Source organism: Bartonella sp. WD12.1 (assembly GCF_002022415.1).
Lineage (GTDB): Bacteria > Pseudomonadota > Alphaproteobacteria > Rhizobiales > Rhizobiaceae > Bartonella.
In genome coordinates, this window is the sequence record NZ_MUBG01000001.1 from 1,699,821 (window position 1) to 1,726,471 (window position 26,651).

General features: G+C 37.8%; 19 protein-coding genes and 3 pseudogenes. 7 read left to right on the top strand and 15 right to left on the bottom strand.

Going from position 1 to position 26,651, the window contains the following annotated elements; translation table 11 throughout:
- Nucleotides 1–63 precede the first annotated feature (63 nt).
- From cyoB to cyoD, 3 genes are read left to right on the top strand one after another with little or no spacing between them, the layout of a single operon-like run.
- Nucleotides 64–2,082, top strand: a complete 2,019-nt coding sequence (gene cyoB, locus BWD121_RS07550; RefSeq protein ID WP_078664013.1) for a cytochrome o ubiquinol oxidase subunit I — start codon at nt 64–66, stop codon at nt 2,080–2,082.
- Complete coding sequence (locus tag BWD121_RS07555; RefSeq protein ID WP_078664014.1) at nt 2,079–2,744, top strand: cytochrome (ubi)quinol oxidase subunit III; 666 nt, start codon at nt 2,079–2,081, stop codon at nt 2,742–2,744. The genes cyoB and BWD121_RS07555 overlap by 4 nt, the downstream gene beginning before the upstream one ends.
- Entirely contained in the window at nt 2,744–3,322 is a 579-nt protein-coding gene (cyoD, locus tag BWD121_RS07560; RefSeq protein ID WP_078664015.1) for a cytochrome o ubiquinol oxidase subunit IV, read from the top strand. Before BWD121_RS07555 ends, cyoD begins: the two co-directional genes overlap by 1 nt.
- Before the next feature lie 145 nt (nt 3,323–3,467).
- Here cyoD and fabI read toward each other — a convergent pair whose 3' ends face one another.
- The 3 genes and pseudogenes from fabI to fabA form a co-directional block, all read right to left on the bottom strand.
- Complete coding sequence (gene fabI, locus BWD121_RS07565) at nt 3,468–4,286, bottom strand: enoyl-ACP reductase FabI (RefSeq protein WP_078664016.1); 819 nt, start codon at nt 4,284–4,286, stop codon at nt 3,468–3,470.
- 50 nt (nt 4,287–4,336) lie between these two features.
- Nucleotides 4,337–5,556: pseudogene (gene fabB, locus BWD121_RS07570) on the bottom strand (beta-ketoacyl-ACP synthase I).
- A gap of 57 nt (nt 5,557–5,613) precedes the next feature.
- Entirely contained in the window at nt 5,614–6,123 is a 510-nt protein-coding gene (gene fabA, locus BWD121_RS07575; RefSeq protein WP_007476100.1) for a 3-hydroxyacyl-[acyl-carrier-protein] dehydratase FabA, read from the bottom strand.
- A 249-nt stretch (nt 6,124–6,372) separates the two neighbouring features.
- Between fabA and irrA the strand changes: the two are divergent.
- Nucleotides 6,373–6,826, top strand: a pseudogene (gene irrA, locus BWD121_RS07580) (iron response transcriptional regulator IrrA).
- Between the two features lie 60 nt (nt 6,827–6,886).
- On the opposite strand, the gene BWD121_RS07585 reads toward irrA, so the two are convergent.
- The 5 genes from BWD121_RS07585 to BWD121_RS07605 all read right to left on the bottom strand — a co-directional run bounded on the left by BWD121_RS07585 (nt 6,887) and on the right by BWD121_RS07605 (nt 12,393).
- Complete coding sequence (locus BWD121_RS07585) at nt 6,887–7,444, bottom strand: SH3 domain-containing protein (RefSeq protein WP_078664017.1); 558 nt, start codon at nt 7,442–7,444, stop codon at nt 6,887–6,889.
- A gap of 569 nt (nt 7,445–8,013) precedes the next feature.
- The gene (locus BWD121_RS07590; protein ID WP_078664018.1) at nt 8,014–8,877 is read right to left on the bottom strand and encodes an NlpC/P60 family protein; all 864 of its coding nucleotides are present in this window, start codon (nt 8,875–8,877) and stop codon (nt 8,014–8,016) included.
- A 5-nt stretch (nt 8,878–8,882) separates the two neighbouring features.
- Nucleotides 8,883–10,256, bottom strand: coding sequence for a leucyl aminopeptidase family protein (locus BWD121_RS07595; RefSeq protein ID WP_078664106.1), 1,374 nt, complete (start codon nt 10,254–10,256; stop codon nt 8,883–8,885).
- Between the two features lie 13 nt (nt 10,257–10,269).
- On the bottom strand, nt 10,270–11,214 hold the full coding sequence (gene coaA, locus BWD121_RS07600) for a type I pantothenate kinase (RefSeq protein ID WP_240536713.1): 945 nt from the start codon (nt 11,212–11,214) through the stop codon (nt 10,270–10,272).
- A gap of 189 nt (nt 11,215–11,403) precedes the next feature.
- Nucleotides 11,404–12,393 (bottom strand): asparaginase, encoded by a 990-nt coding sequence (locus BWD121_RS07605; RefSeq protein ID WP_078664019.1) that lies wholly within the window; start codon nt 12,391–12,393, stop codon nt 11,404–11,406.
- A 201-nt stretch (nt 12,394–12,594) separates the two neighbouring features.
- Between BWD121_RS07605 and hslV the strand changes: the two are divergent.
- Both hslV and hslU read left to right on the top strand, forming a co-directional pair.
- Nucleotides 12,595–13,177 (top strand): annotated as a pseudogene (gene hslV / locus BWD121_RS07610) (ATP-dependent protease subunit HslV).
- Nucleotides 13,178–14,488 carry an ATP-dependent protease ATPase subunit HslU gene (hslU, locus tag BWD121_RS07615; RefSeq protein WP_078664021.1) on the top strand — a complete coding sequence of 437 codons (1,311 nt, stop codon included), beginning with the start codon at nt 13,178–13,180 and terminating at the stop codon, nt 14,486–14,488.
- 1,068 nt (nt 14,489–15,556) lie between these two features.
- Here the strand turns inward: hslU and pnp are convergent.
- Nucleotides 15,557–17,758: a polyribonucleotide nucleotidyltransferase gene (pnp, locus tag BWD121_RS07620; RefSeq protein WP_078664022.1), complete on the bottom strand. Its 2,202-nt coding sequence runs from the start codon at nt 17,756–17,758 to the stop codon at nt 15,557–15,559.
- Nucleotides 17,759–17,990: 232 nt separating this feature from the next.
- Entirely contained in the window at nt 17,991–18,260 is a 270-nt protein-coding gene (gene rpsO / locus BWD121_RS07625) for a 30S ribosomal protein S15 (RefSeq protein WP_007476079.1), read from the bottom strand.
- 297 nt (nt 18,261–18,557) lie between these two features.
- Between rpsO and BWD121_RS07630 the strand changes: the two genes are divergently transcribed.
- A complete protein-coding gene (locus BWD121_RS07630) occupies nt 18,558–20,186 on the top strand; it encodes an MFS transporter (RefSeq protein WP_078664023.1) in 1,629 nt (542 codons plus the stop codon).
- A 108-nt stretch (nt 20,187–20,294) separates the two neighbouring features.
- Here the strand turns inward: BWD121_RS07630 and truB are convergent, their stop codons facing one another.
- From truB to nusA, 5 genes are all read right to left on the bottom strand, one after another.
- A complete protein-coding gene (gene truB / locus BWD121_RS07635) occupies nt 20,295–21,257 on the bottom strand; it encodes a tRNA pseudouridine(55) synthase TruB (protein WP_078664024.1) in 963 nt (320 codons plus the stop codon).
- A gap of 6 nt (nt 21,258–21,263) precedes the next feature.
- The gene (gene rbfA, locus BWD121_RS07640) at nt 21,264–21,671 is read right to left on the bottom strand and encodes a 30S ribosome-binding factor RbfA (protein ID WP_078662847.1); all 408 of its coding nucleotides are present in this window, start codon (nt 21,669–21,671) and stop codon (nt 21,264–21,266) included.
- Nucleotides 21,672–21,798: 127 nt separating this feature from the next.
- Nucleotides 21,799–24,348 (bottom strand): translation initiation factor IF-2, encoded by a 2,550-nt coding sequence (infB, locus tag BWD121_RS07645; RefSeq protein ID WP_078664025.1) that lies wholly within the window; start codon nt 24,346–24,348, stop codon nt 21,799–21,801.
- Entirely contained in the window at nt 24,345–24,980 is a 636-nt protein-coding gene (locus BWD121_RS07650; protein ID WP_078662848.1) for an RNA-binding protein, read from the bottom strand. Before BWD121_RS07650 ends, infB begins: the two co-directional genes overlap by 4 nt.
- A gap of 18 nt (nt 24,981–24,998) precedes the next feature.
- Complete coding sequence (nusA, locus tag BWD121_RS07655; RefSeq protein WP_010703288.1) at nt 24,999–26,612, bottom strand: transcription termination factor NusA; 1,614 nt, start codon at nt 26,610–26,612, stop codon at nt 24,999–25,001.
- Between the last annotated feature and the right edge of the window lie 39 nt (nt 26,613–26,651).

Below are 26,651 nucleotides of genomic sequence, written 5' to 3' on the forward strand. Positions count from 1 at the left end.
GAGAAAAAACTCTTTTTAAAAAAGGTTTTTTAAAACTAAAATTCATTGGATATGGGGTAAGAAATGTTTGGAAGACTTACGGATCCTACGGCTGGTGCTTTTCATGCACTTACACATGAGCCAATTGTTCTTCATACATGTATTGCAATTGTTGTGATTGGCTTGGTTGCAGTTATTGCTTTAACGGCGCTTGGCTGGTGGGGAATTCTTTGGCGTAATTGGATTACAACAGTTGATCATAAACGCATTGGCATTATGTATATCGTTCTCGGAATTATCATGCTTGTTCGTGGTTTTGCTGACGCGATTATGATGCGAACACATCAGGCTATGGCGCTTGGTAATGAAACAGCAGGTTATTTGCCTCCTGAGCATTTTGATCAGATTTTCTCGGCTCATGGTGTTATTATGATTTTCTTCATGGCGACACCAATTTTATTTGGTCTTTTTAATTACCTTATACCTCTTCAAATCGGCGCTCGTGATGTCGCGTTTCCGTTTGCAAATAATCTAGGATTTTGGATTACGGTTGCGGGAGCAATACTGCTCAATATATCTCTTGGAGTTGGCAATTTTGGTCGTGGTGGTTGGTTGATGTATCCACCTTTCTCAGAGTTACAAAGCAGTCCAGATACAGGTGTCGATTATTATTTGTGGTCACTTCAGCTTTCTGGTATCGCGACAACGATGGGAGCAATCAATTTTGTTGCAACTATTATTAAAATGCGTGCTCCTGGGATGACATTGATGAAAATGCCCATTTTTTGTTGGGGAGCTTTTGTTAGCAATATTCTTATTTTAGTTATTTATCCTGTTTTAGCTGTAGCGTTTGCGTTGTTAGCAGGTGACCGTTATTTGGGTATGAATTTTTTCACCAATGCAGCTGGTGGCAATCCAATGGTCTGGATTAATTATGTTTGGATTTTTGGTCACCCTGAAGTTTATGTTTTAGTTATCCCCGCTTTTGGGATTATTTCTGAAATCGTACCTACTTTTTCTTCAAAACGCCTTTTTGGGTATAGCTCAATGGTTTGGGCGATTTTGGTTATTTTGATTCTTTCACTTATTGTTTGGGGACACCATTTCTTTACAATGGGTGGTGGTGAAGCTGTTAATACTTTCTTTGGCGTTGCAACAATGATTATTGCGATTCCAACGGGTGTTAAGGTCTTTAATTGGTTGCTCACTATGTATAAGGGTCGAATTCGCTTTGAGCCTCCTATGCTTTGGTGTATGGGGATGATGTTTACATTTGTTGGTGGTGGATTAACAGGTGTTTTGATGGCGATTGTGCCTGCTGATTGGCAATTTCATAATTCTCTATTTTTGGTGGGTCATTTTCACCATACAATTATTGGGGGTGTTGTCTTTGCTTATTTGGGTGGTCTGGCTTTTTGGTTTCCAAAAGTTTTTGGTGTTAAACCAAACCGCATGTTAGGTATTGCATCTTTCTGGTGTTGGTTTATTGGTTTTTACATTGCTTTCTTCCCGGTTTATATACTTGGTTTAATGGGTGCTACGCGTCGTCTCCAACACTATATTGAACCTAGTTGGCAGCCAATGTTTATTATTGCTGCGGTGGGAGCTTTTATTATTCTTCTTGGTATCCTTTGTTTTGTGCTCCAAGTTCTTTTGGCGATTTGGTATGGTATCAAGCATAAGGGGCGCTTGCCAGTAACATCAAATGATCCTTGGGGTGATGCACGTACGCTTGAATGGTTGGCTTCTTCTCCTCCTCCTGCTTATAATTTTGCAATTATTCCAGAGGTACAGGCTGAGGATGCTTATTGGGATATGAAGAAAAATGGTTATCAGCGCCCAACGAGTGGATTTACAAAAATCCATATGCCGTCAAATACATCAGCTGGAGTTATTGCAGGTTTATTCTCATTAATTGTAGGTTTTGCGCTTGTCTGGCATATTTGGTGGCTTGTTGCGATTGGGGTGATTGGCTTTATTGCAACGATTGTTTGCCATTCATTAATGGGCGATCATCATGGTTATTATATTCCAGCTGAAGAAGTGCAGAAAACAGAAGACACCTTCACAGCTGTTCTTAAAGAACAAGGAGTAAAAGCATGAGTGCGGTAACAATGAATAATGTTTGCGCGGATGAGCATCACCACGACAATAGTTCGGTAATGATATTTGGATTTTGGATTTATATCCTTTCGGACTTAATCGTGTTTGCGACGCTTTTTTCAAGTTTTGCTGTATTTTCTGCTTCTTATGGTGGAGGTAAAGCAGGTAGTGAGTTTATTCATTTAAACTTTGTTTTGGTTGAAACTGCTATTTTGTTATTATCATCAATTACCTACGGTTTTGTGATGGTACAAACCCACAAGGGTAATTTGGCTGGCGTACGTTTATGGATGGCTATAACCTTTGTACTTGGGTCTTGCTTTATTGGGATGGAAATTTATGAATTTCGTGAACTTTTAAGTGAGGTGTATTATTATGATGCTGGTGCTTATGCTGGTGTTGATTTAACAACAGGTACGCAACTTTTTGGGCGAGAGGTTCTGTCTGCTTATTGGTCAGCATTTTTTGCTTTGGTTGGTACGCACGGTCTCCATGTAAGTGTTGGTCTACTTTGGATGATTGTGATGTTTTTTCACCTATGTCGTAGTGGTTTGGATCAGAATAACAAAACACGTTTAACATGCCTTTCAATTTTCTGGCATTTGCTTGATATTGTTTGGGTTGGTGTTTTTACTATGGTTTACTTGTTAGGAGCACTGTAATGAGCACGCATGACAAAGCACATAATCCAAGTACTATCTCTTATTTGGTTGGTTTTATTCTAGCTGTTTTTTTTACTTTAGGTTCTTTTATTCCTGTAATGTATGGGATGTTGGACAGTTGGGCGGTTAGTACGAAAGTTATTTATCTCATTGGTATGGCGCTGATCCAGATTGTCGTACAGATTGTTTTCTTTTTGCACTTGAATTCTGGTCCAGATGCTAAGTGGAATTGGATAACCCTGTGGTTTGCAGCTATGTGCGTTTTCATTATTATTGGAGGAACGTGGTGGGCTATTTCTCATTTGAATTATAATATGATGGGTGGTTCAGGACGCATTATTGTGCCAAAAGTATTAGAAATGAATGTAACTGAGCCAGAAGGGCCTGCATCAAGTATGCAAGAGCAGGAGGAACAAACATCAATACAGGAGCCGGAAGAACCAGTGCAAGGTACGCAGGAACCGGCGTCAAGTGTGCAACAGCAGGAGGAATTAGCACCAGATGTACAAGAACCGGCATCAAACGTACAAACGCCGGAAGAACCAGCGTTGAAAGATTCATCGTCTTTTAATGACTAGAATGCTTTCATTTTAAAAGAGAAAGAGAATGATTCTATAGTAAAAGGAATCATTCTCTTAAATAATTTATAGACTTAAATATTTTTGCAGGAATTTGTAGGAATTATTGAATAAGTGTTTCTACTTTTTTCTAATGTCTAAACCATTATTCTCCTTGAGTTTCTTCACTTTGTTTTAGTTCTTCAAGTGTTGGCATGGACATAATATTGTATCCTGAATCAACATAGTGGATTTCTCCAGTAACGCCTGACGATAAATCAGAAAGCAAATAAAGAGCAGATTTCCCAATCTCATTAATGTTTACAGTGCGACGGAGTGGTGCATTGCGACGTTGATATGAAAAGATTGCTCTTGCAGCTGCAATGCCATTGCCAGCTAAGGTTCTAACAGGGCCAGCTGAAATTGCGTTGACGCGGATACTTTGAGGACCAAAATCTGCAGCTAAATAACGCACCATAGCTTCTAAGGCTGCTTTAGCAACGCCCATGATATTGTAGTTAGGAACAACTTGCTGTGAAGCTCCATAAGTGAGTGTTAAAAGTGTTCCACCATTGGGCATGAGCTTACCCGCGCGTTGAGCGATTTCTGTAAAAGAATAAGCTGAAATTACCATTGTGCGAGTAAAATTCTCGCGGGTTGTAACATCAACATAACGCCCTTTTAATTGTGTTTTATCTGAATAACCAATGGCATGGACAACAAAATCAATCGACCCCCACTCTTTTTTTAAATATTCAAAAACTTGGTCGACATTTTCAATTTTTTCAACGTCACACTCAAGTAATAATTTGCAGCCAAGTTTTTTTGCAAGCGGTTGAACGCGTTTTCCAAAGGCATCTCCTTGATAAGTCAAGGCTAGTTCAGCTCCTTCTTCTGCTAATTGACATGCAATGCCCCAAGCAATTGAGTGATCATTCGCAATCCCCATAATGAGGCCACGCTTGCCCTCCATCAAACCTTTCATATTATTTCTCCGTAAGATCGTGCCATTGTCAATCAGTTAAGAATCATCATTTACGTATAACGTTGGAAAACGAGCGTTGCATTGGTACCTCCAAAACCAAATGTATTTGATAATACAGTATTTAATTCTTGGTGATCACGGCGTTTACGGACAATCGGCATATCAGCAAAAGCGGGATCAAGTTCTTCAATATGAGCACTCTCACAAATAAAATTATGATTCATCATTAACAATGTATAGATCGCTTCTTGAACACCTGCTGCACCTAAAGAATGACCCGTTAAAGATTTTGTAGCAGAAATTGGTGGGCATTGATCACCTGTCCCAAAGATCTGGCGGATTGCTTCTATTTCAGGGGGTCACCAATGGGCGTTGCTGTTGCATGGGGATTGATGTAATCAATTTTATTTTTTACGGTTGAAAGTGCCATGCGCATGCATCTTTCTGCTCCTTCACCGGATGGAGAAACCATATCATGCCCATCAGATGTAGCACCATAACCAACAATTTCACCATAGATTTTTGCGCCACGTGCTTTGGCTACTTCTAACTCTTCAAGAACCAAAACACCAGCGCCACCAGCAATAACAAATCCATCTCGATTGATATCATACGCACGTGAAGCTTTTTCTGGTGTGTCGTTATATTTACTAGACATAGCGCCCATGGCATCAAATAAAACAGATAACGTCCAATCTAAATCTTCACAACCTCCTGCAAAGACACGATTCTGTTTGCCGTATTGTATCATCTCATAAGCATTGCCAATGCAATGATTGGATGTAGCACAAGCTGAAGAGATCGAGTAGTTCACTCCTTTAATTTTAAAGAAAGTTGCAAGAGTTGCTGCTGCTGTAGAACTCATCGCTTTGGGTACCACAAAAGGTCCAACGCGTTTAGGGCCTTTCTGACGTGTAATATCGGCAGCTTCAACGATTGAACGAGTGGAAGGTCCTCCAGAACCCATAATAATACCAGTATGCTCATTTGATACTTCACTAGGTTCTAAACCTGCATCGACTATTGCTTGATCCATAGCAATATGATTCCACGCTGTTCCATGACCATGAAAACGCATGGCTCGTCGATCAACCAATTCTTCTATATTTACATTTGGTTTGGCATAAACTCTGCTACGAAAGCCTAATTCAGCATATTCGGGTGCATAAGAAATTCCGGATTTTGCTTCACGCAAACTCGTTAAAACAGTTTGAAGTCCGTTTCCAATTGAGGAGATAATTCCCATTCCGGTTACAACAACTCGACGCATTCATACCTCCTTAGTTCATATAGAGCACAACAAAATGTTTTTTCTGATGGAATAATGTTAGTCTTCTTTAAATAAAGCAACGCGTAAATCATTGGCTTTGTAAATGGCTTTTCCATCTGCCTTCACCCATCCATCTGCTATTCCTAAGACCAAATTCCCACGTCGAATACGTTTAAAATTGATTTCATATTCAAGCAGTTGAGTTTGCGGAGTAACCATGCCTGATAATTTTGTTTCTCCTGTCGATATAGCACGTCCTTTTCCTGGTTCACCTAACCAACCAAGAAAAAAACCTGTTAATTGCCATAGTCCATCTAAGCCGAGACATCCTGGCATGACAGGGTCACCGATAAAATGACAATCGAAAAACCATAGATCTGGAGTGATGTCAAACTCCGCACGGACTATCCCTTTATTATATTCACCACCAGTTTCACTAATTTGGGTGATTCGGTGAATCATTAACATTGGTGGTGCAGGTAATTGCGCATTACCTTTACCAAACATTTCACCGCGAGCACAGCTTAGGAGCTCTTCATAAGTGTAGCGAGACTTTTGTTCAGCCATTGTTACTCCATTTATCTCCGTATATTTCATTGTGCTTCTTCAACTTATTTTTAAAGCAAATTTGAGGGAGAAGGAAATGATTTTATATGATTAAAGACCTTTTTTATATATTTTTATTATGAAAGGCTATTTTTGATAAAATCAAGAATTTATATTTTATCTTCCTCATTTTCTTGAATGTCAACCTTACTTGAATATAAATGTAATGCAGTTTATATTGCGTCAATAAGCATAAACAATTTAGGATTTATGAAGAAAAATAGTTCGTGAGAGAGTTGTGAATTATTATTCCTTACCTGAATTAGAAAAGCATTTACGTCAAAATGGTTTGCGACCAACGCGCCAACGATTAGAGCTTGCCAAAATGATTTTTTCTCAAGGCAATCGCCATATTGCGGCTGAAGAGCTTTATGCAGAGGCAGTTAAATCAAATGTTCCTGTGTCTTTAGCGACGGTTTATAATACACTTCATCAATTTACGGAAGCTGGTTTATTACGAATTATTGCTGTAGAAGGTTCAAAAACTTGGTTTGATACGAATACATCTGATCATTATCATTTCTATATTGAAGGTGAGAATCGTATTCTTGATATTCCTTGTAGTTTAAAAGGGTCTCCTATTATTGAAAATTTGCCTCAACCACCGGAGGGGATGGAAATTTCGCATGTTGATTTAATCATTCGATTAAGACCTAAAACTTAGTTGATATTAGGAATTAAACAGTTTGATACATGAAAATTAAGTGCAGAAGCTGGAAAATCATTAATTTTTGATTTTTTCACCAGGATAAATTCCCCATAATTGGGTTTGATGAAGCCATCCGCGAATGTTGCGAATATCTAGTTCACACCAATGCCCGTCACATTGACGAATATTTCCGATAATATTGGGTTCTACTTCTGCTAAAAGTTTTGCATTATCTGTTGGGGTTTGGCGTACCATAAGTCTTTTTGTTTTATCTTTTTGCCACGGAATAGTTATAGCAGTTCGTTTTCCCGATAAAAGCGATTGATAGACCCATCCTTCGTCTCCTTCAGAGTCACGAATTTTGCGCCATTGATCATATTCTTGAATAATTTCAATAGGTAAGCCCTGCTTTTGATAGGTGTAGATAATAGGATAATTACTTCCCGGTCCCACGCGTACATTAACACGTGCAGGCTTGATCGAAGCAAATCGTGGAAGTGGTAAACCACTTGGACCCAAATTTTGATTGGGTGCTTGTGCATGCGAAAGAACAAGAGAACCAAATAAAAATTCTCCTGTTATTAATACACATGATAGGAATGTTGAAAATCGAAACCAGATAGAATTTTTCACTTTTCAACCTTTTTCTTATTCTACGCTTTTTGTATGTTTGTAACCTGACATTTGGAAAATAGGTCCGAGACTTATTTAATATGGCATGTGTTTAGTTAAAGAGGTTTGAATTAATTGAGCAGTTATGATGAAATTTATGAAAACTAATAAAAACATTTAAAAATATAGATATACTGTAAGTACAGATTCATCATAATGTTAAAGTAAATTTTCTTTTTTTAATAAAGCAATGTGTAGACGAACTTTTTGGCATTCATTTGATGAAATGATACAATTTATAATACACAATAATAAAAGTTATTTTTATAACGCTTTAATGCTTATGTGTAAGCTGTTTTATGAGAGGAATACGTGCAAAATTATAAACGGAAATGTTTTAGTTGAAGTACGTAAATAAAAAGCCTTATAACAGGGGGTAAACTTTATATATTTTAAAAAGTAAATGTAGAATTCAGCTCTGTGTTTCTGTGTTAATGAATATATAAAATCAAATTATTATTTTCTACATATGATAATAATAATTGCGTTGTTGTATTTTTTAAACTCTCTCTCATATGAAAAAACGTATATTATATTTTCTGGATTGGTTGACGTTTCGCTATGAGATGCTGATTTTTTTTAGCAAAATATGCGATAGCTTCCTCTAATGGTTCGATCATAACATCCATAGATTTGCCATTTGCGTGAATGATATTTTGGTGATCGACCATAATAGCAACATGGCCTTTCCAAAAGATCAAATCACCCCGTTGAAGATTTTCACTGTCTGTCAATTGTTTTCCTATGGTTTTCTGTTGCATATCGGTATCTCGTAAAACTATTTGACCGGCCATCATCATGGAAAGCTGGACCAATCCCGAGCAATCAATACCAAAGCCACTGACACCACCCCAAAGATAAGGTGTGCCGACAAGAGTTTGCGCAACTGTAACGTAGTCCTCATAGATATATTCAATGGGTCTAAGGTGACAAGAAACAATAGCTTTTCCATTTTCAAGGATAGAATACATTGTATTTCGTGTCTCAATTTCATCAACGACACTTACTTTACTTCCCATAGATAAGGCACTTTCTATTGGTCCACGTAAGTCAGCTTGTAAATATTGAAAGGTACGCGGCACTGAAACAATATGAGTTTGTTTTATAGTTGGTGTACAAAGAATTTTTGTATCAATATAACCCACATAGTTGTCTTTGAGTGATTGCCCCCATGACATGGTTTCTCCTTGTTCAAAGATTAAAAGTTCTTCTCCAAAGAGGCATTCAGTTTGCCTTTCGCTTTTTTGACTTTTATCCTTAAACAAACCGGCAACTGCTGTATTAACGCGTTTTTTTTCTCCTTGAATAGGGCGTTGAGCTGTTATTTCTTTTATAATGTGCTGATCTGCAAGATCATTTCTGAATGGATATAATCGTGGATCTTTATGTATCATCTATGTTAACTTTGGTCTTTGAAAAGATGATAAAGGGCGCGAATAACTTGTGCACTACCACCAGTAGGATAACCTGGTTTTTCTTTTGATATCCACCCATACAGATCAAAATGAGCAAAGTGTTGGGTTTTTTCAACAAAAGAATTGAGAAATAAGGCAGCAGTTATAGAGCCAGCGAAGTTATCTCGAGTTGCATTATTGAGATCAGCAATCGGTGATGATAATTTTTCCTTATAAGGTTGCCAGAATGGCATTTGCCAAAGAGGATCATGAACACAGTTGGCAGCTTGAAAAATTTTTTGTGCCCATGATGAGTCATTACAATAAAATGCAGGAAGATCTGGACCTAATGCTATGCGAGCAGCTCCTGTTAAACTAGCCATACAAAGCATGAATTGAGGTTTGTTTTCATCACCATAGGTTAATGCATCGGCAAGAATAAGTCGGCCCTCAGCGTCTGTATTGCCAATTTCAACACTTAGTCCTTTTCGACTTTTTAAAATGTCACCTGGCCGAAAGGCGTTACCCGAAACTGCGTTTTCAACTGCTGGAATCAGAACCTGTAAACGGAAGGGTAATTGTGCATCCATAATAAGCTTAGCTAAGCCTAAGACATGTGCGCTACCACTCATATCTTTTTTCATTAACAGCATGTTGTTGGCTGATTTAATGTCTAATCCCCCAGTATCAAAGGTCACGCCTTTACCAACTAATGTTATTTTAGGGTGATTTTCCTGGCCCCATTGTAGTTCAATAAGTCGTGGTGCAATATTGCTTGCCCGCCCTACAGCGTGAATCATTGGAAAGTTTTGTGTAAGGAGTTCATCTCCGCAAATGCTTTTGACGTGAGCATTATAAATTTGTCCTAGTTGGTAGGTTGTGGTCTCCAGAGTATCAGGGTTCATGTCGTTGGCTGGAGTATTGATGAGATCACGGACAAAAAAGACCGTCTCATAAATTCGTTTGAGTTCATTAAGATCAATTGTGTCATGAACATGAATCGATAATGATTTGAAAGAAGGATTTTGGAGATAACGGTTAAATTGATAGCTTCCTAATGCTAATCCTAAATACGTATTTATTTCGTTTGCAGCTGATCCTTGTAAATGCCAATCGCCGGTAGGCAGATGTTTGGCAAGAAGTCCTGTGATAAAAGGTTCTTCACCATTGCCGATTCCAAATAAAACTTTTTTTAATTGTCCTGTTTCATGAGGAACAAATAATATTTGCCCTGCTTTTCCAGTAAAGTTATTGACTTTCATCCATTTGGTTGTTGATGCATCAAAAGATAAGTCAGCACAATTTTTTTGGCACACTAAAATAATAGGGCAACTATTGTCGGCACGTGTTGAAGTGAAATTAATTTGGTGTTGAAGCATATCTATTTGATCCTTATAGTTTTCGAAGTGCAACATATTCGACCAAATGGTTTCTTCCTTTCCGTAGAATAAGGTTAGCCCGTGGCCGTGTTGGCAATATATTTTCCTGTAAATTTTTTAAGTTAATCGTATACCAAAGATTGTCAGCAATTTTTAAAGCTTCTTCTTCACTTAAGAGCGCATAACGATGAAAATAGGATTCAGGATTTTGAAACGCTGTTTTACGCAAACGCTTGAAACGATCTAAATACCAATGGCGAATCATTTCTGTTTCAGCGTCTACATAGATTGAAAAATCGAAAAAATCTGAAACAAAAGGCATAATTTTTTTATCATTTGGAAAAGTACTGACCTGAAGCACATTAATACCTTCAACGATTAAAATATCAGGACGGTCAATGATAGCCTCTTTATTTTCTAAAACATCGTAGGTCATATGTGAATAAAGTGGCACGCTGACATTACCGATACCAGCTTTTATAGTGGCGAGAAAGCGCAGCAATTTTTTAATGTCATAAGAATCAGGAAAACCTTTACGATTCATACGATTTTTTTTCTGTAACACAGCGTTAGGATAGAGAAAGCCATCAGTTGTCACTAGATCGACTTTAAAGTTGGATGTCCAACGTTTCAAAAGTTCCTGAAGGATACGTGCAGTGGTTGATTTTCCTACTGCGACAGAGCCTGAAATTCCAATAATAAAAGGAGTTTTTATTATATCTTCTTGGTACAAAAATTGTTGTCGTTTTTGGAAAAGTTTTTGCACTGCTTCAACGCGGCATAATAACAAACGTGACAAGGAGAGATAAATGCGTTGTACTTCTTCAAGATCAATAGGATCGCCAATTGAGCGTAAACGCTTAATTTCATCAAAGGTTAAAGTAAGTGGTGTATCTGCACGAAACTGGGACCATTCTTGTGCGGTAAAGACACTATAAGGAGAATAAGGGCCAGAAATGTAATTGATCAGATCATCTCCTTGGTTGGTTTTTGACAGATTGATATCAATCATTTTTGCCGACCAAGAATTTTTTGCTGGATTGTTTTTTTTCAACAGCAATACTTGAGTATAAAAAGATAGAGTACTTTATTGTCAAAACGATTTTATTGTGCATATTTTTTCATTTAAAATAATCAACGATTTTTCTCAGCTTATAGTCCAATCATTCCAATACATATTAATTTGTTCTTGTGATAAACCTTGTGCCAAAAAAGTCCATAAAAGTAAACGTGCTTTCACTGCAGATAAATAACCTGACATCAAAGCACCAGAAGCAATCATATCGATTTCTGAACCTTTATAACCATAGGTTGTTTTAGCTGTTGAGCCATTATAAGAACGGCTTGCGATGATAATTGGAATTTTCTTGGCGTATTGTCGTATAATATCTGCTTCTTGAGAAGAACAATGACCTGCACCAAAACCAGCTATAACAAGGCCTGCATAATGTCCACTTTCAAGACAGAATTTCATTAAGTTTGTATCAGATGATAGAGAGGAGTACAGAAGTGCAACTTGGTGGTTATTATTTTTGGGAAATGTAAAAGTTGTAGGAAAGAAATTTCGATCATTGAAATAAATAAGTTTTCCTTCCAAAATGGTTCCTAAAGCGCCTGCTAAATCTGACTGAAATGTTTCAACCCTGACAGTATGGCTTTTCTGCACCCAGTAGGGTGAATGAATAGTATCATTAATTACAACTAAGACACCTCTGTTACGACTCTGTTGATCAGCAGCAACACGGGTTGCAGCTAAAAGATTAGCCGGCCCATCAGCACCTGCATTACAGGGCAGACGCATAGCGCCAGTTATAACGAGTGGTTCAACTTTATTCCAGTAAAGGGAAAGAAAAAAAGCTGTTTCTTCTAGTGTATCAGTACCTTGTGTTAAAACAATACCATCGGCACCGGCTGCGATTTGTTGTGTTGCCCATTCTATTGTTTCAAAAAGAATTTTAAAAGATAAAGATCCACTTGGTAATTGTGTTAATGTTTGAGCATAAATATCGGCAATATTTTTAAAATCAGGAACACTTTTTATAAGGATATCTGAAGTTAAAGTTGGTTGCATTTTCCCAAAATTATCAGGTGCCATTGCAATAGTGCCACCCAATGTTCCTATGGCTATTTTTTTCATAGTTTACTCTTTTAGAAAATGCAGATTACATGTGAAAGTTATTTAACAACAATTTAAGTTGGCAGCAACGGTATCATTTTCTTATTTAAATAATTGAGTTAAGCTCAGTCGTTGTGTTTTGCAATATATGTTCTTAAATAAAGAGATAGATAGTTGCATTTTATGTCTGATAAAGGGAAGCAATATTAAGGAGTTTTCTTAATGACAGAACATAAGTCTGATAGAATGTATGGTACAACTATTGTTACTGTACGAAAGGGTGATAAAGTAGTTATGGCTGGTGATGGTCAGGTTTCACTTGGGCAAACCATTATGAAAGGTAATGCACGTAAAGTGCGTCGTCTTGGGAAGGGTGGAACGGTTATTGCTGGTTTTGCAGGCGCTACAGCGGATGCTTTCACATTGTTAGAAAGATTGGAAATTAAGCTTGAACAGTATCCTGATCAGCTCATGCGTGCGTGTGTAGAGCTTGCAAAAGACTGGCGAACTGATCGCTATTTGCGTCGTCTTGAAGCAATGATGCTTGTGGCTGATAGAAAAGTAACTTTGGCTTTAACAGGTCTTGGAGATGTATTAGAACCAGAAGATGGAATCATGGCAATTGGTTCTGGGGGCAATTTTGCTTTATCGGCTGCGCGGGCACTCATAGATACGGATTTGGATGCAAAAGCTATTGCGTGTAAAGCGATGAGCATTGCTGCTGAAATTTGTGTTTATACCAATGGCAATTTCACGATTGAAACATTGGATACAGAGTTATAATTCTTTAGAGAAAGCTATTTGAATGTGTATTGTATTTTCTCCTCGCGAAACTGTTTCTGAACTTGATCGTTTTATTATTGGTCAAAAAGACGCTAAACGTTCTGTTGCTATTGCCTTGCGTAATCGGTGGCGTCGGCAACAACTTGAAGGACAAATGCGTGAAGAAGTTATGCCGAAAAATATTTTAATGATAGGGCCAACAGGTGTTGGTAAGACAGGAATAGCACGTCGATTGGCAAAACTTGCTGGTGCACCTTTTGTTAAAGTAGAAGCCACTAAATTTACCGAAGTTGGTTATGTTGGGCGTGATGTTGAACAAATTATTCGTGATCTTGTTGAAATAGCAATTTCTCTTGTACGTGAAAAGAAGCGGGATGAGGTAAAAGCTAAAGCTCGTATGAATGCTGAAGAGCGGGTTTTGGATGCCCTTGTTGGCAAAACAGCAAGCCCTGCTACACGTGATAGTTTTCGTAAAAAACTACGCGAAGGTGAGTTAGATGAAAAAGAAATTGAGATTGAGATAACCGATAATAGTAGTAATGGTACTCCCACATTTGATATTCCTGGTATGCCTGGTGCACAAATGGGTATTATGAGTCTATCAGATATTTTTGGCAAAATGGGGACTCGTACAAAAATCCGCAAAACAACCGTAAGGGATGCTTTTAAACCATTAATTGATGATGAATCTGAAAAACTTCTTGATCAGGATCAAATTATTCAAGAAGCATTACGTGTGGCTGAAAATGATGGAATTGTTTTCATTGATGAGATTGATAAGATTGCAACCAGAGATGGTGGAGCAGGTGCTACTGTTTCACGTGAAGGGGTTCAGCGGGATCTTTTGCCTTTAGTTGAAGGAACAACAGTTGCTACTAAATATGGGCAAATAAAAACGGATCATATTCTTTTTATTGCTTCTGGTGCGTTTCACGTATCCAAGCCATCTGATTTGTTGCCAGAGCTTCAAGGTCGTTTACCTATACGCGTAGAGTTAAATGCTTTAACGAGGGAAGATTTACGACGTATTCTTACCGAGCCTGAAGCAAGTTTGATTAAGCAATATATTGCTTTAATGGCAACAGAAGAGGTTCATTTAGAAATTACAGATGATGCAATTGATGCTTTGGCTGATATTGCTGTTGATTTAAACGCAAGGATTGAAAATATTGGGGCACGTCGTTTGCAAACAGTGATGGAACGTGTTCTAGATGAAATTTCTTTTACAGCACCTGATAAAGCTGGCACTTCATTTAAAGTTGATGCTGCTTATGTCAAGCAATCTATAGGTGATCTGGCTGCTGATGTTGATCTTTCACGTTTCATTCTTTAAAGGGTTATCGCTTGTTTATTATCTTTTCGATGTACTTCGATAACTTTTAAAACTGTGTGTTTTTATATATCAAACTTTGTGAAAGAGTTTTTTATACTCTTTCACAAGAGTAGATAGTGGTTAACAACAATAAAATAAACAGCTTCCTTATTTGAAGGATTTTGCAAGTATTGATAATTGCAATACTATTTTTCTTAAGATGAAGATATTTATGTTTTGTTGCGTAAGAGCGTGGGTTTAAAATGATTGTATTGTGAAAATCAGTGATAAACTCGTAAACAAGATCATTTTAATAAAAACCATAAAAATAATAGCTGTTAATTATTACATGCGTTTTTGGCTACTTTCCGTTATGATTAATTTTTAAAGATTAAGTGTAGGCTAGATTTTCTTTCTTAGGTTTTTTCATAAGAAAAGAAGCTTTAATCTGGTTACTAAAATAAAAGCTTTTCCAGAAATATACGGAACAAATATGGCAGATTCTGGAACAGTAACGACCATAAAAACATATCAGAAATGTTATGAAATTTATTTTCAAGACTGAGTGGTGGTGTGAACGAAACAATAAAATATTGTACCTATCTATTATAGATTGTGATACTCAAAATCAAAATACAAGGCTGTGATTTTGGGTAATTTATCACTAATATAATTTATCTATTTTATCATTGAAGTGATGTTTGCTAGTTGATTTTTGTTAATGACAATTTATGTATTTAACCTATTTAGACAAATCCCAGAAGCTATTTTTAGTGAAAACCACGGTATTTATCAAATTGTAAAAACACACTATCATAAGTAAAGGTTTAGTTTGTTTGCAGAAGAGACGGAATTTGACATTGGTAGATTTTAAGAAGTTTAGTTACTAAGACGATTATAATTTAAAAGTTTGTACTTATTATTCATTGAGTACCTTAATTGAATCAAAAAACAATCAATATTAATTTGGGTTAAGTTGAAGGAAATCATATTTTTCAAGATAACAACAGTGGCACATTGGGTTCTTTCAAAAAAAATGCTATCCTAACGTGAGGATAGCATTTTTTATCATGGATAATAAGCAAAAGCTCAATTTTCTTTTTTCTTACTGCGACGTTTGCGTTCAGTATTACTTTTTTTATCAGAACTATTTTCTTTTTCTGACTTTATTGAATCATCGACAGCAATTTCTTTCCCGGTTTGTTGGTCAACAACTTTCATCGATAATCGAATTTTACCGCGTTCATCAAAACCCATTAATTTAACCCAAACTTTATCACCCTCTTTAACGATATCAGTTGTTTTTTCTACGCGTTCTGATGCCAGTTGGGAAATATGGACGAGTCCATCGCGTGAACCAAAAAAGTTCACAAATGCACCAAATTCTGCGGTTTTTACAACTGTTCCTTGATAAATAGCACCAATTTCGGGCTCATCAACAATCGAATGAATCCAACGTTTTGCTGCTTCAATGGCTTTAGCATCGGTAGAAGCAATCTTAATTGCCCCATTATCTTCAATATTAATTTTAGCTCCAGTTTGTTCAACGATTTCCCGAATTACTTTTCCACCAGAACCAATAACATCGCGAATTTTATCTACAGGAATGTTCATCATTTCTATACGTGGAGAAAACTCGCTTAGTTCATCACGTGCACTGGTTAAGGCTTTTGACATTTCATTGAGAATATGGATTCGACCATCTTTGGCTTGCTCAAGTGCTATTTTCATAATTTCTTCGGTAATACCATCAATTTTAATGTCCATTTGCAAAGATGTGATACCGTTTTTTGTACCTGCTACTTTAAAGTCCATATCACCAAGATGATCTTCATCACCTAAAATATCAGACAAAATAGCAAAACGTTCACCTTCTTTAATCAAGCCCATTGCAATACCTGCAACAGGGCGAGCCAAAGGAACACCTGCATCCATAAGCGCAAGTGAAGTCCCGCAGACAGTTGCCATTGAAGATGATCCATTAGATTCAGTAATTTCCGATACAGCACGAATAGTGTAAGGGAAAGAGTCTTTTGTTGGCAATATTGGGTGAATAGCACGCCATGCCAATTTACCATGACCAATTTCTCGACGACCAGGAGAACTAATACGTCCTGTTTCACCTACTGAAAAAGGTGGAAAATTGTAGTGGAGTAAGAATGTTTCTTTGTACGTTCCTGTTAATGAGTCAATGTATTGTTCGTCTTCACTAGTTCCCAAGGTTGCGATAACAAGTGCTTGTGTTTCACCACGGGTAAACAGCGCTGACCCATGTGCACGAGGTAAAATACCAACTTCTGATTGAATTGAACGTACAGTTGAAAGGGTGCGTCCATCAATGCGTTTTCCAGTATCAAGAATATTTTGGCGAACAATTTTAGCCTGTAAATGCTTGAAAACAGTGGCAATTTGATCAGCATTAAATTCACAATTTTCCTCTATTTTCGACATAAATTTGTCGACAACGTTTGCCTTAATAGCGTCAATTGCGGTATGACGTTCTTGTTTATCGGTGATTGTGTAAGCTTTTTGGAGGTCTTTTTCGACCATTTCAAGCATAGTTGTTTCAAGGTCAGATAAATCTTCTGGAATGAAATCGCGCGGTTCTTTTGCAGCAACTTCGGCAAGTTTAATGATAGCGTCAATAACTGGTTGAAAACCTTTTTGACCAAATATAACAGCACCAAGCATGACATCTTCAGGTAATTCTTGGGCTTCTGATTCAACCATTAACACGGCATTTTCTGTTCCAGCGACGACAAGATCAAGTTTTGATTCGGGCATTTCATCAATGTGAGGATTGAGAACATATTGTCCATTACAATAACCAACTCTTGCACCAGCAATAGGACCTACAAAAGGAATGCCTGATAAAGTTAATGCAGCAGAGGATGCAATCATAGCAAGAATATCAGGGTTGTTTTCTAAATCATGCTGTATAACAGAGGCAATGACTTGAGTGTCATTCTTATAACCGTCGACAAAAAGAGGACGAATCGGACGATCAATCAAACGTGAAATCAATGTTTCATTTTCACTCGGCCGACTTTCGCGTTTGAAATAGCCGCCTGGTATTTTACCGACAGCATAGGTTTTTTCTTGATAATTGACGGTTAATGGAAAAAAATCTTGATCTGGTTTTGGATTTTTTGCTGAAACGACGGTTGCCAAGACGATGGTTTCACCGTAGGTTGCAATAACTGCACCATCAGCTTGACGTGCAATTTTTCCTGTTTCGAGGATGAGTGGCCGACCGGCCCATTCAATTTCTACCTTATGGGTTTTAAACATTTTTTATCCTTAATGGCCAGTGTTCACGTTCTAGTTTTGTATGTTTACTTTTAAATGCGGGCAAGACAACAAGATGCTTCTGTTTTTTTCGCAAAGATAAGAATAAATCACAATTGAGATATGAAGCAACTGGCAATCCTGCCGTATGAAAATTTTTTATCAATTTTGAAGATGAAAGCAGTAAGCCGACATAAATGGATGTTTTTTGTAAAAAACATCCATTTACTTTGTTTTAGCGACGCAAACCTAATTTTCCGATCAATACCTGATAGCGATCTTGGTCAATTTCTTTAAGGTAATCAAGAAGGCGACGGCGTTTAGAAACCATCTTTAAAAGGCCACGACGAGAATGATTGTCCTTTTTGTGAGATTTAAAATGATTAGTTAAATTAGAAATACGTTCAGAAAGAACAGCAACTTGCACTTCTGGCGAGCCTGTATCACCGGTTTTAGTTGCATATTCTGTAATGAGAGCGTGTTTACGTTCAGCTGTAATCGACATCATATCATCCTTTCAAAAAATGAGGAAACAACAGTCACCCATAGCCGAGATGTCGTCCAGCGAGGGTCTATGAAAACCAAGAAGAACAAAAATTCTTACTTGCTTTGGCATTTATATAAGAAAGAAGAACAAAATACTAGCCCTTGAAAGTATATTGAAGATCTTCTTTAGAAATAAAGTTGTTTAGTTTAAGGCTATTTTATGAAATATGGCATATCTATTTGAGAGAAAGATTGCAGCTTTGCGCAATGTGTTTATGGTAAAAAGAAGATTAGACTGCCGATTTGGAGACAAAAGATGCAGAAAATTCTAACGTTAAAGCTTTTTCGAAATTCAGTGTTTCGAAATTTATGGTCAGCGACTCTCATTTTTAATTTAGGAGTTGTTATACAAGCTGTAGGGGCAAGTTGGCTGATGACTTTGATTAGTTCATCGCATTTCATGGTTGGGCTTGTTCAAGGTGCTACAGTATTACCGCTTGTTGTTTTTTCTCTGATGGCAGGAGCATTAGCCGATAATTTTAATCGGCGTCAGATTATGTTATTTGCACAAATAGTTATGATAATTGTATCAATTAATTTGACTGTTTTATCCTATTTAGGATTGATAACGCCTTGGCTTTTACTGTGCTTTACATTTTTGATTGGATGTGGGCTTGCTTTTCATAATCCTGCTTGGCAAGCAACAATGGGGGATATTGTAAGTAGAGAAAATATCCCTACTGCTGTTACTCTAAATAGTATTGGCTTTAATTTAATGCGCAGTATAGGTCCTGCTATCGGAGGAGCTGTTATTGCTACTCTAGGTGGAACGGTTGCTTTTTTATTAAATGCTATGAGTTATATTCCTTTAACGAGTGCTTTATTTTTATGGAAACCCAACTATAAGACCAATACATTACCATTGCCGCGAGAGAAATTTTTAGGGGCTATAGCAGATGGTTTGCGTTATGTTGTGATGTCGCCTAATCTTTTAAGCGTTATGGCCAGAGCATTTCTTTTTGGTATCGGGACGATTTCGGTTTCTGCTCTGTTACCAATTGTTGCATGTGACATTCTTGGGGGAAGTGCCCTTCTCTATGGTACGTTACTTGGTTGTTTTGGTATAGGTGCGATTACAGCTGGCTTTGTTAATTCGTATATACGGCATTGTTTTAATTCAGAAACAATTGTTGCGACTTCATTTATTGGCTTTTCTTTTGTTTGCTTTGTTTTAGCAGTAAGTCGTTCAATTGTTGTAAGCCATCTTGTTTTATTTCCTGCTGGTTTATTTTGGGTTTTAGCGTTGTCGCTGTTTAATACATCTGTGCAACTTTCCACACCACGTTGGGTTGTTGCGCGTGCTTTAGCACTTTATCAAACTGCATCTTATGGTGGTATGGCAGTTGGTAGTGTGATCTGGGGTGTATTTGCTGATGCTTATTCTCCAACAGTGGCTTTGAGTGTTTGTGCTCTCTTTTTAATTTTAGGAGCTCTTGCGGGTATAAAGTTTAAAATCCAAGAAATTCCTCAGATAGATTTTGATCCACTTGATCAATTTAAAGAACCACAAGTTTTGCTTGACTTGGAAGCATGTAGTGGTCCTATCATGATTATGATTGATTATCAAATCAATGAAAATGATCTCAAAGAATTTCTTGAAGTTATGGCACGTCGTCGTCATATTCGTCGACGTGATGGCGCTCGCCAATGGGTTCTTGTACGTAATCTTGGAAAACCTGGCTGTTGGACAGAAGTTTATCATATGCCAACATGGGTAGATTATCTACGCCATAATTATCGTGCTATAAAAGCAGATGCAGAAGTGAATAAACATCTTAGTCGATTAAATTGTGCACCCGATGGTATAAGAATACATCGTATGATTGAGTGGCAAACAATACCACAGGCTGATGAGGTATATTTGAAGCTTTCTACAGAGCAATGATTTTAGTAGAACGGTTTGGATATAAAGTGGTAAAATGGACCAATTATTTGTAATAAGTGTAGGAAAATACTTTGTTCCATAAAGAGGTTATCGCAGATAGAAAGAAGTTCATCTATTTGTGAAAATACGTTTTGGTTTGAATTGGTTTTTTTCAATAGTACCTATAGCGAGAAGTTGGTCTTTGTGGATTATACAAACATCATTTTCATCAATACATGCATTTTGATTACGTAAGAGTACTGGATTGCCCGTTTTTAAATGCTGTACTTGATTTTCGCTTATGGTGTAATGAGGTAAGTGAACTAATGCGGCCTTTGTTTCAGTTAGTAGTTCATCAAGTATAGAGAAATCCCGTTTGGAAAATGCATAATTTTCTCCTTTTTCGTCTTTATGTATTACAGCTGCCTCTAATTTACTCCATGGAATGAGATCATTTTCATTAAAAGGAGCCACTGCGACACGGCGTAAGTCAGCAATATATCCATAACAACCAAGGTCACGTCCCATATCGCGCGCTAAGGAGCGTACATATGTTCCTTTTCCGCATGTTATTTCAAAAATGGAATGTCCTTGTGTGGTGGTTCCAGTAAGTTTGAGGGATTCAATTTTCACTTCGCGGGGTGGAATTTCAACAATCTCGCCTGCACGGGCTAGATCATAAGCACGATTACCGGCAATTTTAATTGCAGAAAATTTTGGAGGTGTTTGTAAAATAACACCTGTATATTTGGGTAAAAGGGCGAGGATATCTTCTTGTGTTGGACGTTGAATCGCTGTTTTAATTACTTCACCTTCGAGATCATCTGTTGAACGCTCTTCTCCCCAAGCTACATGAAAGTGATAGGTTTTGATACCTTCCATAACATAAGGAATAGTTTTGGTTGCTTCACCTAATGCAATAGGTAACATACCAGAAGCAAGTGGATCAAGTGTACCTGCATGCCCTGCTTTTTGTGCATTAAAGAGCCATTTGATTTGTGAGACAGCTTCTGTTGATCTCATTCCTTTTGGTTTGTCAAGAATTATCCAACCAGAGATAGAACGACCTTTTTTTTTGCGTTGTTGTGCCATGCTCTTTTAATTTTCAGGCTCGTTATTATAAAGAAGATCGCGTGCTACTTCAGGTGAATGGAGTAGAGCATCAATTTTTGAAAAATTATCAAAACTATTATCAAACCGAAAACGTAATTCAGGCATGTATTTCATTTGTCGCAATTGATGGCTAATTTCTTTACGGATAAAACGACTATGTTTATTTAAAACTTCTATAATAGCAGTATGAGAAATATCGTGAACAATACTGAGTGGAGAAACAAAGCAAGTAGCAATTTTCAGATCTGCTGACATACGTACTTCAGAGATAGAAATAACAACACCTTTTAAGGCATCATCAAGTAAAATATCTCGTTGTAGTATATGAGCTAACACGTGGCGAACTTGTTCTCCCACTCTTAATTGCCGTTGTGATGGACCTGTGTTTTTCATTGAACTCATAACCTTTATTACAATTTCTCTTCTCTTTACTTTTTTAAAAAATTAAAAAGGAAAGAGACACCATTCACCAATCCAAAAATTTCTCTCTTTTAATAGAGAGGAAAGTTATCAGGTGATTTTATAATGTGCGATTAATGTGCTCGACTCGGAAAATTTCAACAATATCGCCGATACGTGTATCTTCATAATTTTCAAATGCTATCCCACATTCTTGGCTAACTTGCACTTCATTAACTTCATCTTTGAAACGTTTAAGTGTTTTAAGTTTTCCTTCATGAATAACAATATTATCCCGAATGAGACGAACACTTGCTCCCCGTTCTATTTTACCTTCTGTAACTCGACAACCAGCAACTTTTCCAATTTTTGTAATATTAAAGACTTCCAAAATTTCAGCATTACCAAGAAACGTTTCACGTTTTTCTGGTGAAAGTAATCCTGACATGGCCGCTTTGACATCGTCAACAAGATCGTAAATGATGTTATAATAGCGAATTTCGATTCCTTGAGCTGCGGCTAAATCACGCACTTGTTTATTAGCTCGGACATTAAAACCAATAACAGCAGAATTAGATGCTGCAGCAAGAGAAATATCACTTTCAGTAATTCCTCCAGTACCAGAATGAACAATACGGGCACGTACTTCCTCATTTCCTAGCTTTTCTAATACTGATGCAATCGCTTCAATAGATCCCCGAACATCTCCTTTAATAATAAGCGGAAATTCTTTTATGCCAGCGGTTTGCAGTTTTGTCATCATTTGTTCAAGAGAACCACGAGAACCAGCTTTTCGTGCTACAGCTTTATCACGTGCTAATCGTTGACGGTATTCAGAAATTTCACGTGCTTTTTCTTCATTCACTACAACGGCAAAACGGTCACCAGCTTGCGGTGTACCTTGCATACCTAAAATTTCGACCGGTGTAGAAGGACCCGCTTGTTTAATATGGTTACCATGATCATCAATTAAAGCACGAACACGGCCCCATTCATTACCTGCTACGATAATGTTGGAAAGATGCAATGCACCTTTTTGAACAAGAACAGTTGCAATGGATCCACGTCCTCTATCAAGTTTTGCTTCAATAACAATACCTTCTGCAGTTCGCTCTGGGTCTGCTTTCAGGTCAAGAATTTCAGCTTGAAGAAGAATAGCTTCTAGAAGTTTATCAAGATTTTGACCAGTTTTAGCAGAAACTTCAACCTCTAAAGTTTCCCCACCCATGGATTCCACGAAAACTTCGTGTTGCATAAGTTCTGTGCGCACTTTTTGTGCATCAGCAGTTGGTTTATCAGTTTTGTTAATGGCAACAATAATAGGCACACCAGCAGCTTTTGCATGATTGATTGATTCAATTGTTTGCGGCATAACACTATCATCTGCAGCGATTACCAGAATAGCAATATCAGTAATTTGAGCACCTCGAGCACGCATGGCTGTAAAGGCAGAGTGTCCGGGTGTATCAATAAAGGTAATCTTCTGTCCATTTTGTTCAATTTGATAAGCACCAATATGTTGCGTAATACTACCTGCTTCATTAGATGCAACATTGGCTTTGCGAATAGCATCGAGCAAAGATGTTTTTCCGTGATCGACATGACCCATAATTGTTACCACTGGTGGACGTTGCCGCATTTTTTGAGGGTCATCAGCTATATTAAAGATACCTTCTTCTACATCTGATTCTGAGACACATTTAACTGTATGACCGAATTCAATAGCGATAAGCTCAGCAGTATCTACATCAATAACATCGCCGGGCTTCATCATTTGGCCCTGTTTCATCAGAAATTTTATAACATCAACAGAGCGCTCAGCCATACGTTGCGCAAGTTCTTGAATGGTAATAGTTTCAGGAAGAATAACTTCACGAGAAATTTTTTCCCGTGGCTCTTGGTTTTGAGCACGTTTAAATTTTTCCTGTCTGCGGCGCATTGCAGCCATTGAACGGCCACGTGCACTGCCTTCTTCATCTAAGGCACTATTAAGTGTGAGTTTTCCGCGGCGGCGTTCATCGGCACCTTTTACAGCTTTAGGTGCACGTATTTCTGATTTAGAAAGATTAGCGCGACGGTTACGCTTTTCTTCGTCTTCATTGTCATCTATGGCGCGTTTTTCGATTGAAGCTGTATTTTTAAACGGGGTAGCTGCCTTTGCTGATTCTATTGGTTCTGTTAGAGAGACTGCAGGAGAAAAAGTTTGAGTTTGTACAGCAGTGTGTTGAGTGTCTTGCTGTTTCATTTTTTCTTGAGCAGCTTGTAAACGCAAGCTTTCTTCACGTTCTTTGGCACGTCTTTCTTTTTCTTCAGCTTGTTGACGCGTTATCTGTTCTTGGATTTTTGCTTCTTCTAAAGCACGAAATCTTGCTTCTATTTCAGCTGAAGAAAGATTACTTTGAGCCACAGATTTTTGGGCTATAGGTTTACTCGTTGCTTTTTCTTCAAACCGCGGTTTGGAGCGTGGTTGAGCCACATGCGGTTTAGTAATTGACAATGATGTCTCAACTTTTTCATCAGGACGTGTAATTTTACGTCGTTTAGTTTCGACAACTACAGCTTTTGTACGGCCATGACTAAAATTTTGTTTGACCATACTAGTTTCTAGCCCTGTTCGTTTGAGGGTCAGCGTCTTTTTAGCTGTTATCTTGTCATTATTATTTTCACTCATTGTATTTCCTTCACGGCTTTTGCCGTCATCTCACAAGGCTTATTGTATTTCTCGTTACGATAGGCGATCAATTTGTTTATCGTTTTGCTAAAACCCTCTGCAGATTTTGTATTCAATAAGGCTGCATGTATCACAAGATTAGCTCCAAAAACCACACTCATTTCATCGCTTGTAAATAAAGATAAAACTTTTATATCCTGATTCGTTTTCTGTTGTATTGCATAGATTGCTTGTAAAATTTTCCGTTTACCATCTTCCGTAGCTTCTTTTGCATGCAACACAAGAGCAACCTGACCAGAGCGGATAGCAGAATCAACTTTGGTTAAACCTGTGACAACAGCACCTGCTTTTCGCGCCATAGAAAGGCTCCCAAGGGCAGATTTTAGGAGGAGTTTATCCACAATATTAGCAAGATTTGAAGCAACCTCCACATCTGTTTTAAGATTTTTGCTAAAAGCTTTACGTTTAATTGCTTCTTCAACGGTATTATAATGAGCAGAGACCCAAATACCACGCCCGGGCAAATTAGCTTTAAGATCGGGGATAATTTGATTGTTTGGACCAACGACAAAGCGAATCAACGCTGTTGTTGAAGCGCTCTTCTTTGTCACAATACAGGTCCGCTCATTCATTTAAAGTGTGTCTCCTATTTAAAGTGTGTCTTCATCCACGTTATCTGTTTTCTCATTTTCTGTAGAATTTTCTGCGACACAATCAGTTTGACATATCCAACCTGCTTGCACACGTGCAGCTAAAATCATAGCTTCTGCATCAGTACGTGTAATATCAAATGGGGTTAAGATACCAGAGAAGTTCTGAACTTGACCTCCTTTGCGTTCTCGCCAGCCAATTAAGTCGTCCACTGCATAACCTGCAAAATCGTCTATTGTTTTAATACCATCTTCGCCAATAGCAACCAACATCGCGTTTGTCATGCCAGGAAGTGATCGCAATTCATCAGCAACACCAAGTTTTTTACGTTTTTCATCTAATTCTTTTTCTTTGCGTTCTAGGTATTCGCGTGCACGGCTTTGAATTTCTGAAGCAGTTTCATTATCAAAACCATCAATAGAAGCGATTTCTTCAAGATCAACATAGGCAATTTCTTCAATTGAAGCAAAACCTTCTGATGCCATAACTTGTCCGACCATTTCGTCAACATCTAAGGATTCCATGAAAAGCTTACTACGTTCATTAAATTCTTTTTGACGATTTTCGGATTCTTCTTGTTCTGTTAAGATATCAATGCTCCATCCTGTTAATTGCGAGGCTAAACGAACATTTTGCCCACGTCGCCCAATAGCGAGACTGAGTTGGTCATCAGGAACGACAACTTCAATACGTTCTGCATCTTCATCAAGAACGACTTTTGAAACTTCAGCAGGCTGTAATGCATTGACAATAAATGTTGCAGCATCAGGTGACCAAGGAATAATGTCAATTTTTTCTCCTTGCAATTCTGCAACAACAGCTTGAACCCGACTTCCTCGCATTCCAACGCACGCTCCAACAGGATCAATTGAACCATCACGTGAGACGACAGCAATTTTGGCACGCGAACCTGGATCACGTGCAACGGATTTAATTTCTATAATACCATCATAAATTTCTGGCACTTCCATGGTAAAAAGTTTTGCCATAAATTGAGGGTGCGTACGCGAAAGGAAAATTTGCGGCCCTCGCTGTTCACGATGTACGTCATTAACAAAAGCACGAATCCGATCTCCATAATGAAAGGACTCACGAGGAATTAGCTCATCACGCCGTATTATAGCTTCTCCACGTCCTAGATCGACAATAACGTTACCATACTCTACACGCTTGACTGTACCAGAAATTATTTCACCAACTTTATTTTTGAATTCTTCAAATTGCTGGTCACGTTCCGCATCACGTACTTTTTGGACAATAACCTGTTTGGCAGATTGTGCTGCAATGCGCCCAAAATCCATAGGAGGTAAAGGATCACAGAAAAAATCACCAATTTTTATATCAACTTGATGTTTTAAGGCGTCAGATAAAGCGATTTCATTTGTATAATCTTCAACGATATCAACAACTTGAAGTAAACGCTGCAATTTAATTTCACCAGTTTTAGAATTAATTTCAGCACGGATATTGGTTTCTTGACCATAACGTGAACGCGCTGCTTTCTGTATAGCATCAGCCATTGCAGAAATGACAATTTCACGGTCAATTGACTTTTCGCGTGCAACAGCATCTGCGATTTGCAGAAGTTCAAGCCTGTTAGCGCTTATAGCCATAGATTTTCTCCTTTTTTATACCATCCAAGCGGAATGATT

Excerpts from the sequence above, each read along its gene's own strand:
- cyoB (WP_078664013.1), top strand. The coding sequence starts at position 64 with ATGTTTGGAAGACTTACGGATCCTACGGCTGGTGCTTTTCATGCACTT.
- BWD121_RS07555 (WP_078664014.1), top strand. The coding sequence starts at position 2,079 with ATGAGTGCGGTAACAATGAATAATGTTTGCGCGGATGAGCATCACCAC.
- cyoD (WP_078664015.1), top strand. The coding sequence starts at position 2,744 with ATGAGCACGCATGACAAAGCACATAATCCAAGTACTATCTCTTATTTG.
- fabI (WP_078664016.1), bottom strand. The coding sequence starts at position 4,286 with ATGAAAGGTTTGATGGAGGGCAAGCGTGGCCTCATTATGGGGATTGCG.
- fabA (WP_007476100.1), bottom strand. The coding sequence starts at position 6,123 with ATGGCTGAACAAAAGTCTCGCTACACTTATGAAGAGCTCCTAAGCTGT.
- BWD121_RS07590 (WP_078664018.1), bottom strand. The coding sequence starts at position 8,877 with ATGATACATAAAGATCCACGATTATATCCATTCAGAAATGATCTTGCA.
- BWD121_RS07595 (WP_078664106.1), bottom strand. The coding sequence starts at position 10,256 with ATGCTTCAACACCAAATTAATTTCACTTCAACACGTGCCGACAATAGT.
- BWD121_RS07605 (WP_078664019.1), bottom strand. The coding sequence starts at position 12,393 with ATGAAAAAAATAGCCATAGGAACATTGGGTGGCACTATTGCAATGGCA.
- hslU (WP_078664021.1), top strand. The coding sequence starts at position 13,178 with ATGTGTATTGTATTTTCTCCTCGCGAAACTGTTTCTGAACTTGATCGT.
- pnp (WP_078664022.1), bottom strand. The coding sequence starts at position 17,758 with ATGTTTAAAACCCATAAGGTAGAAATTGAATGGGCCGGTCGGCCACTC.
- rpsO (WP_007476079.1), bottom strand. The coding sequence starts at position 18,260 with ATGTCGATTACAGCTGAACGTAAACACGCTCTCATTACAGAATATGCA.
- BWD121_RS07630 (WP_078664023.1), top strand. The coding sequence starts at position 18,558 with ATGCAGAAAATTCTAACGTTAAAGCTTTTTCGAAATTCAGTGTTTCGA.
- truB (WP_078664024.1), bottom strand. The coding sequence starts at position 21,257 with ATGGCACAACAACGCAAAAAAAAAGGTCGTTCTATCTCTGGTTGGATA.
- rbfA (WP_078662847.1), bottom strand. The coding sequence starts at position 21,671 with ATGAAAAACACAGGTCCATCACAACGGCAATTAAGAGTGGGAGAACAA.
- infB (WP_078664025.1), bottom strand. The coding sequence starts at position 24,348 with ATGAGTGAAAATAATAATGACAAGATAACAGCTAAAAAGACGCTGACC.
- BWD121_RS07650 (WP_078662848.1), bottom strand. The coding sequence starts at position 24,980 with ATGAATGAGCGGACCTGTATTGTGACAAAGAAGAGCGCTTCAACAACA.
- nusA (WP_010703288.1), bottom strand. The coding sequence starts at position 26,612 with ATGGCTATAAGCGCTAACAGGCTTGAACTTCTGCAAATCGCAGATGCT.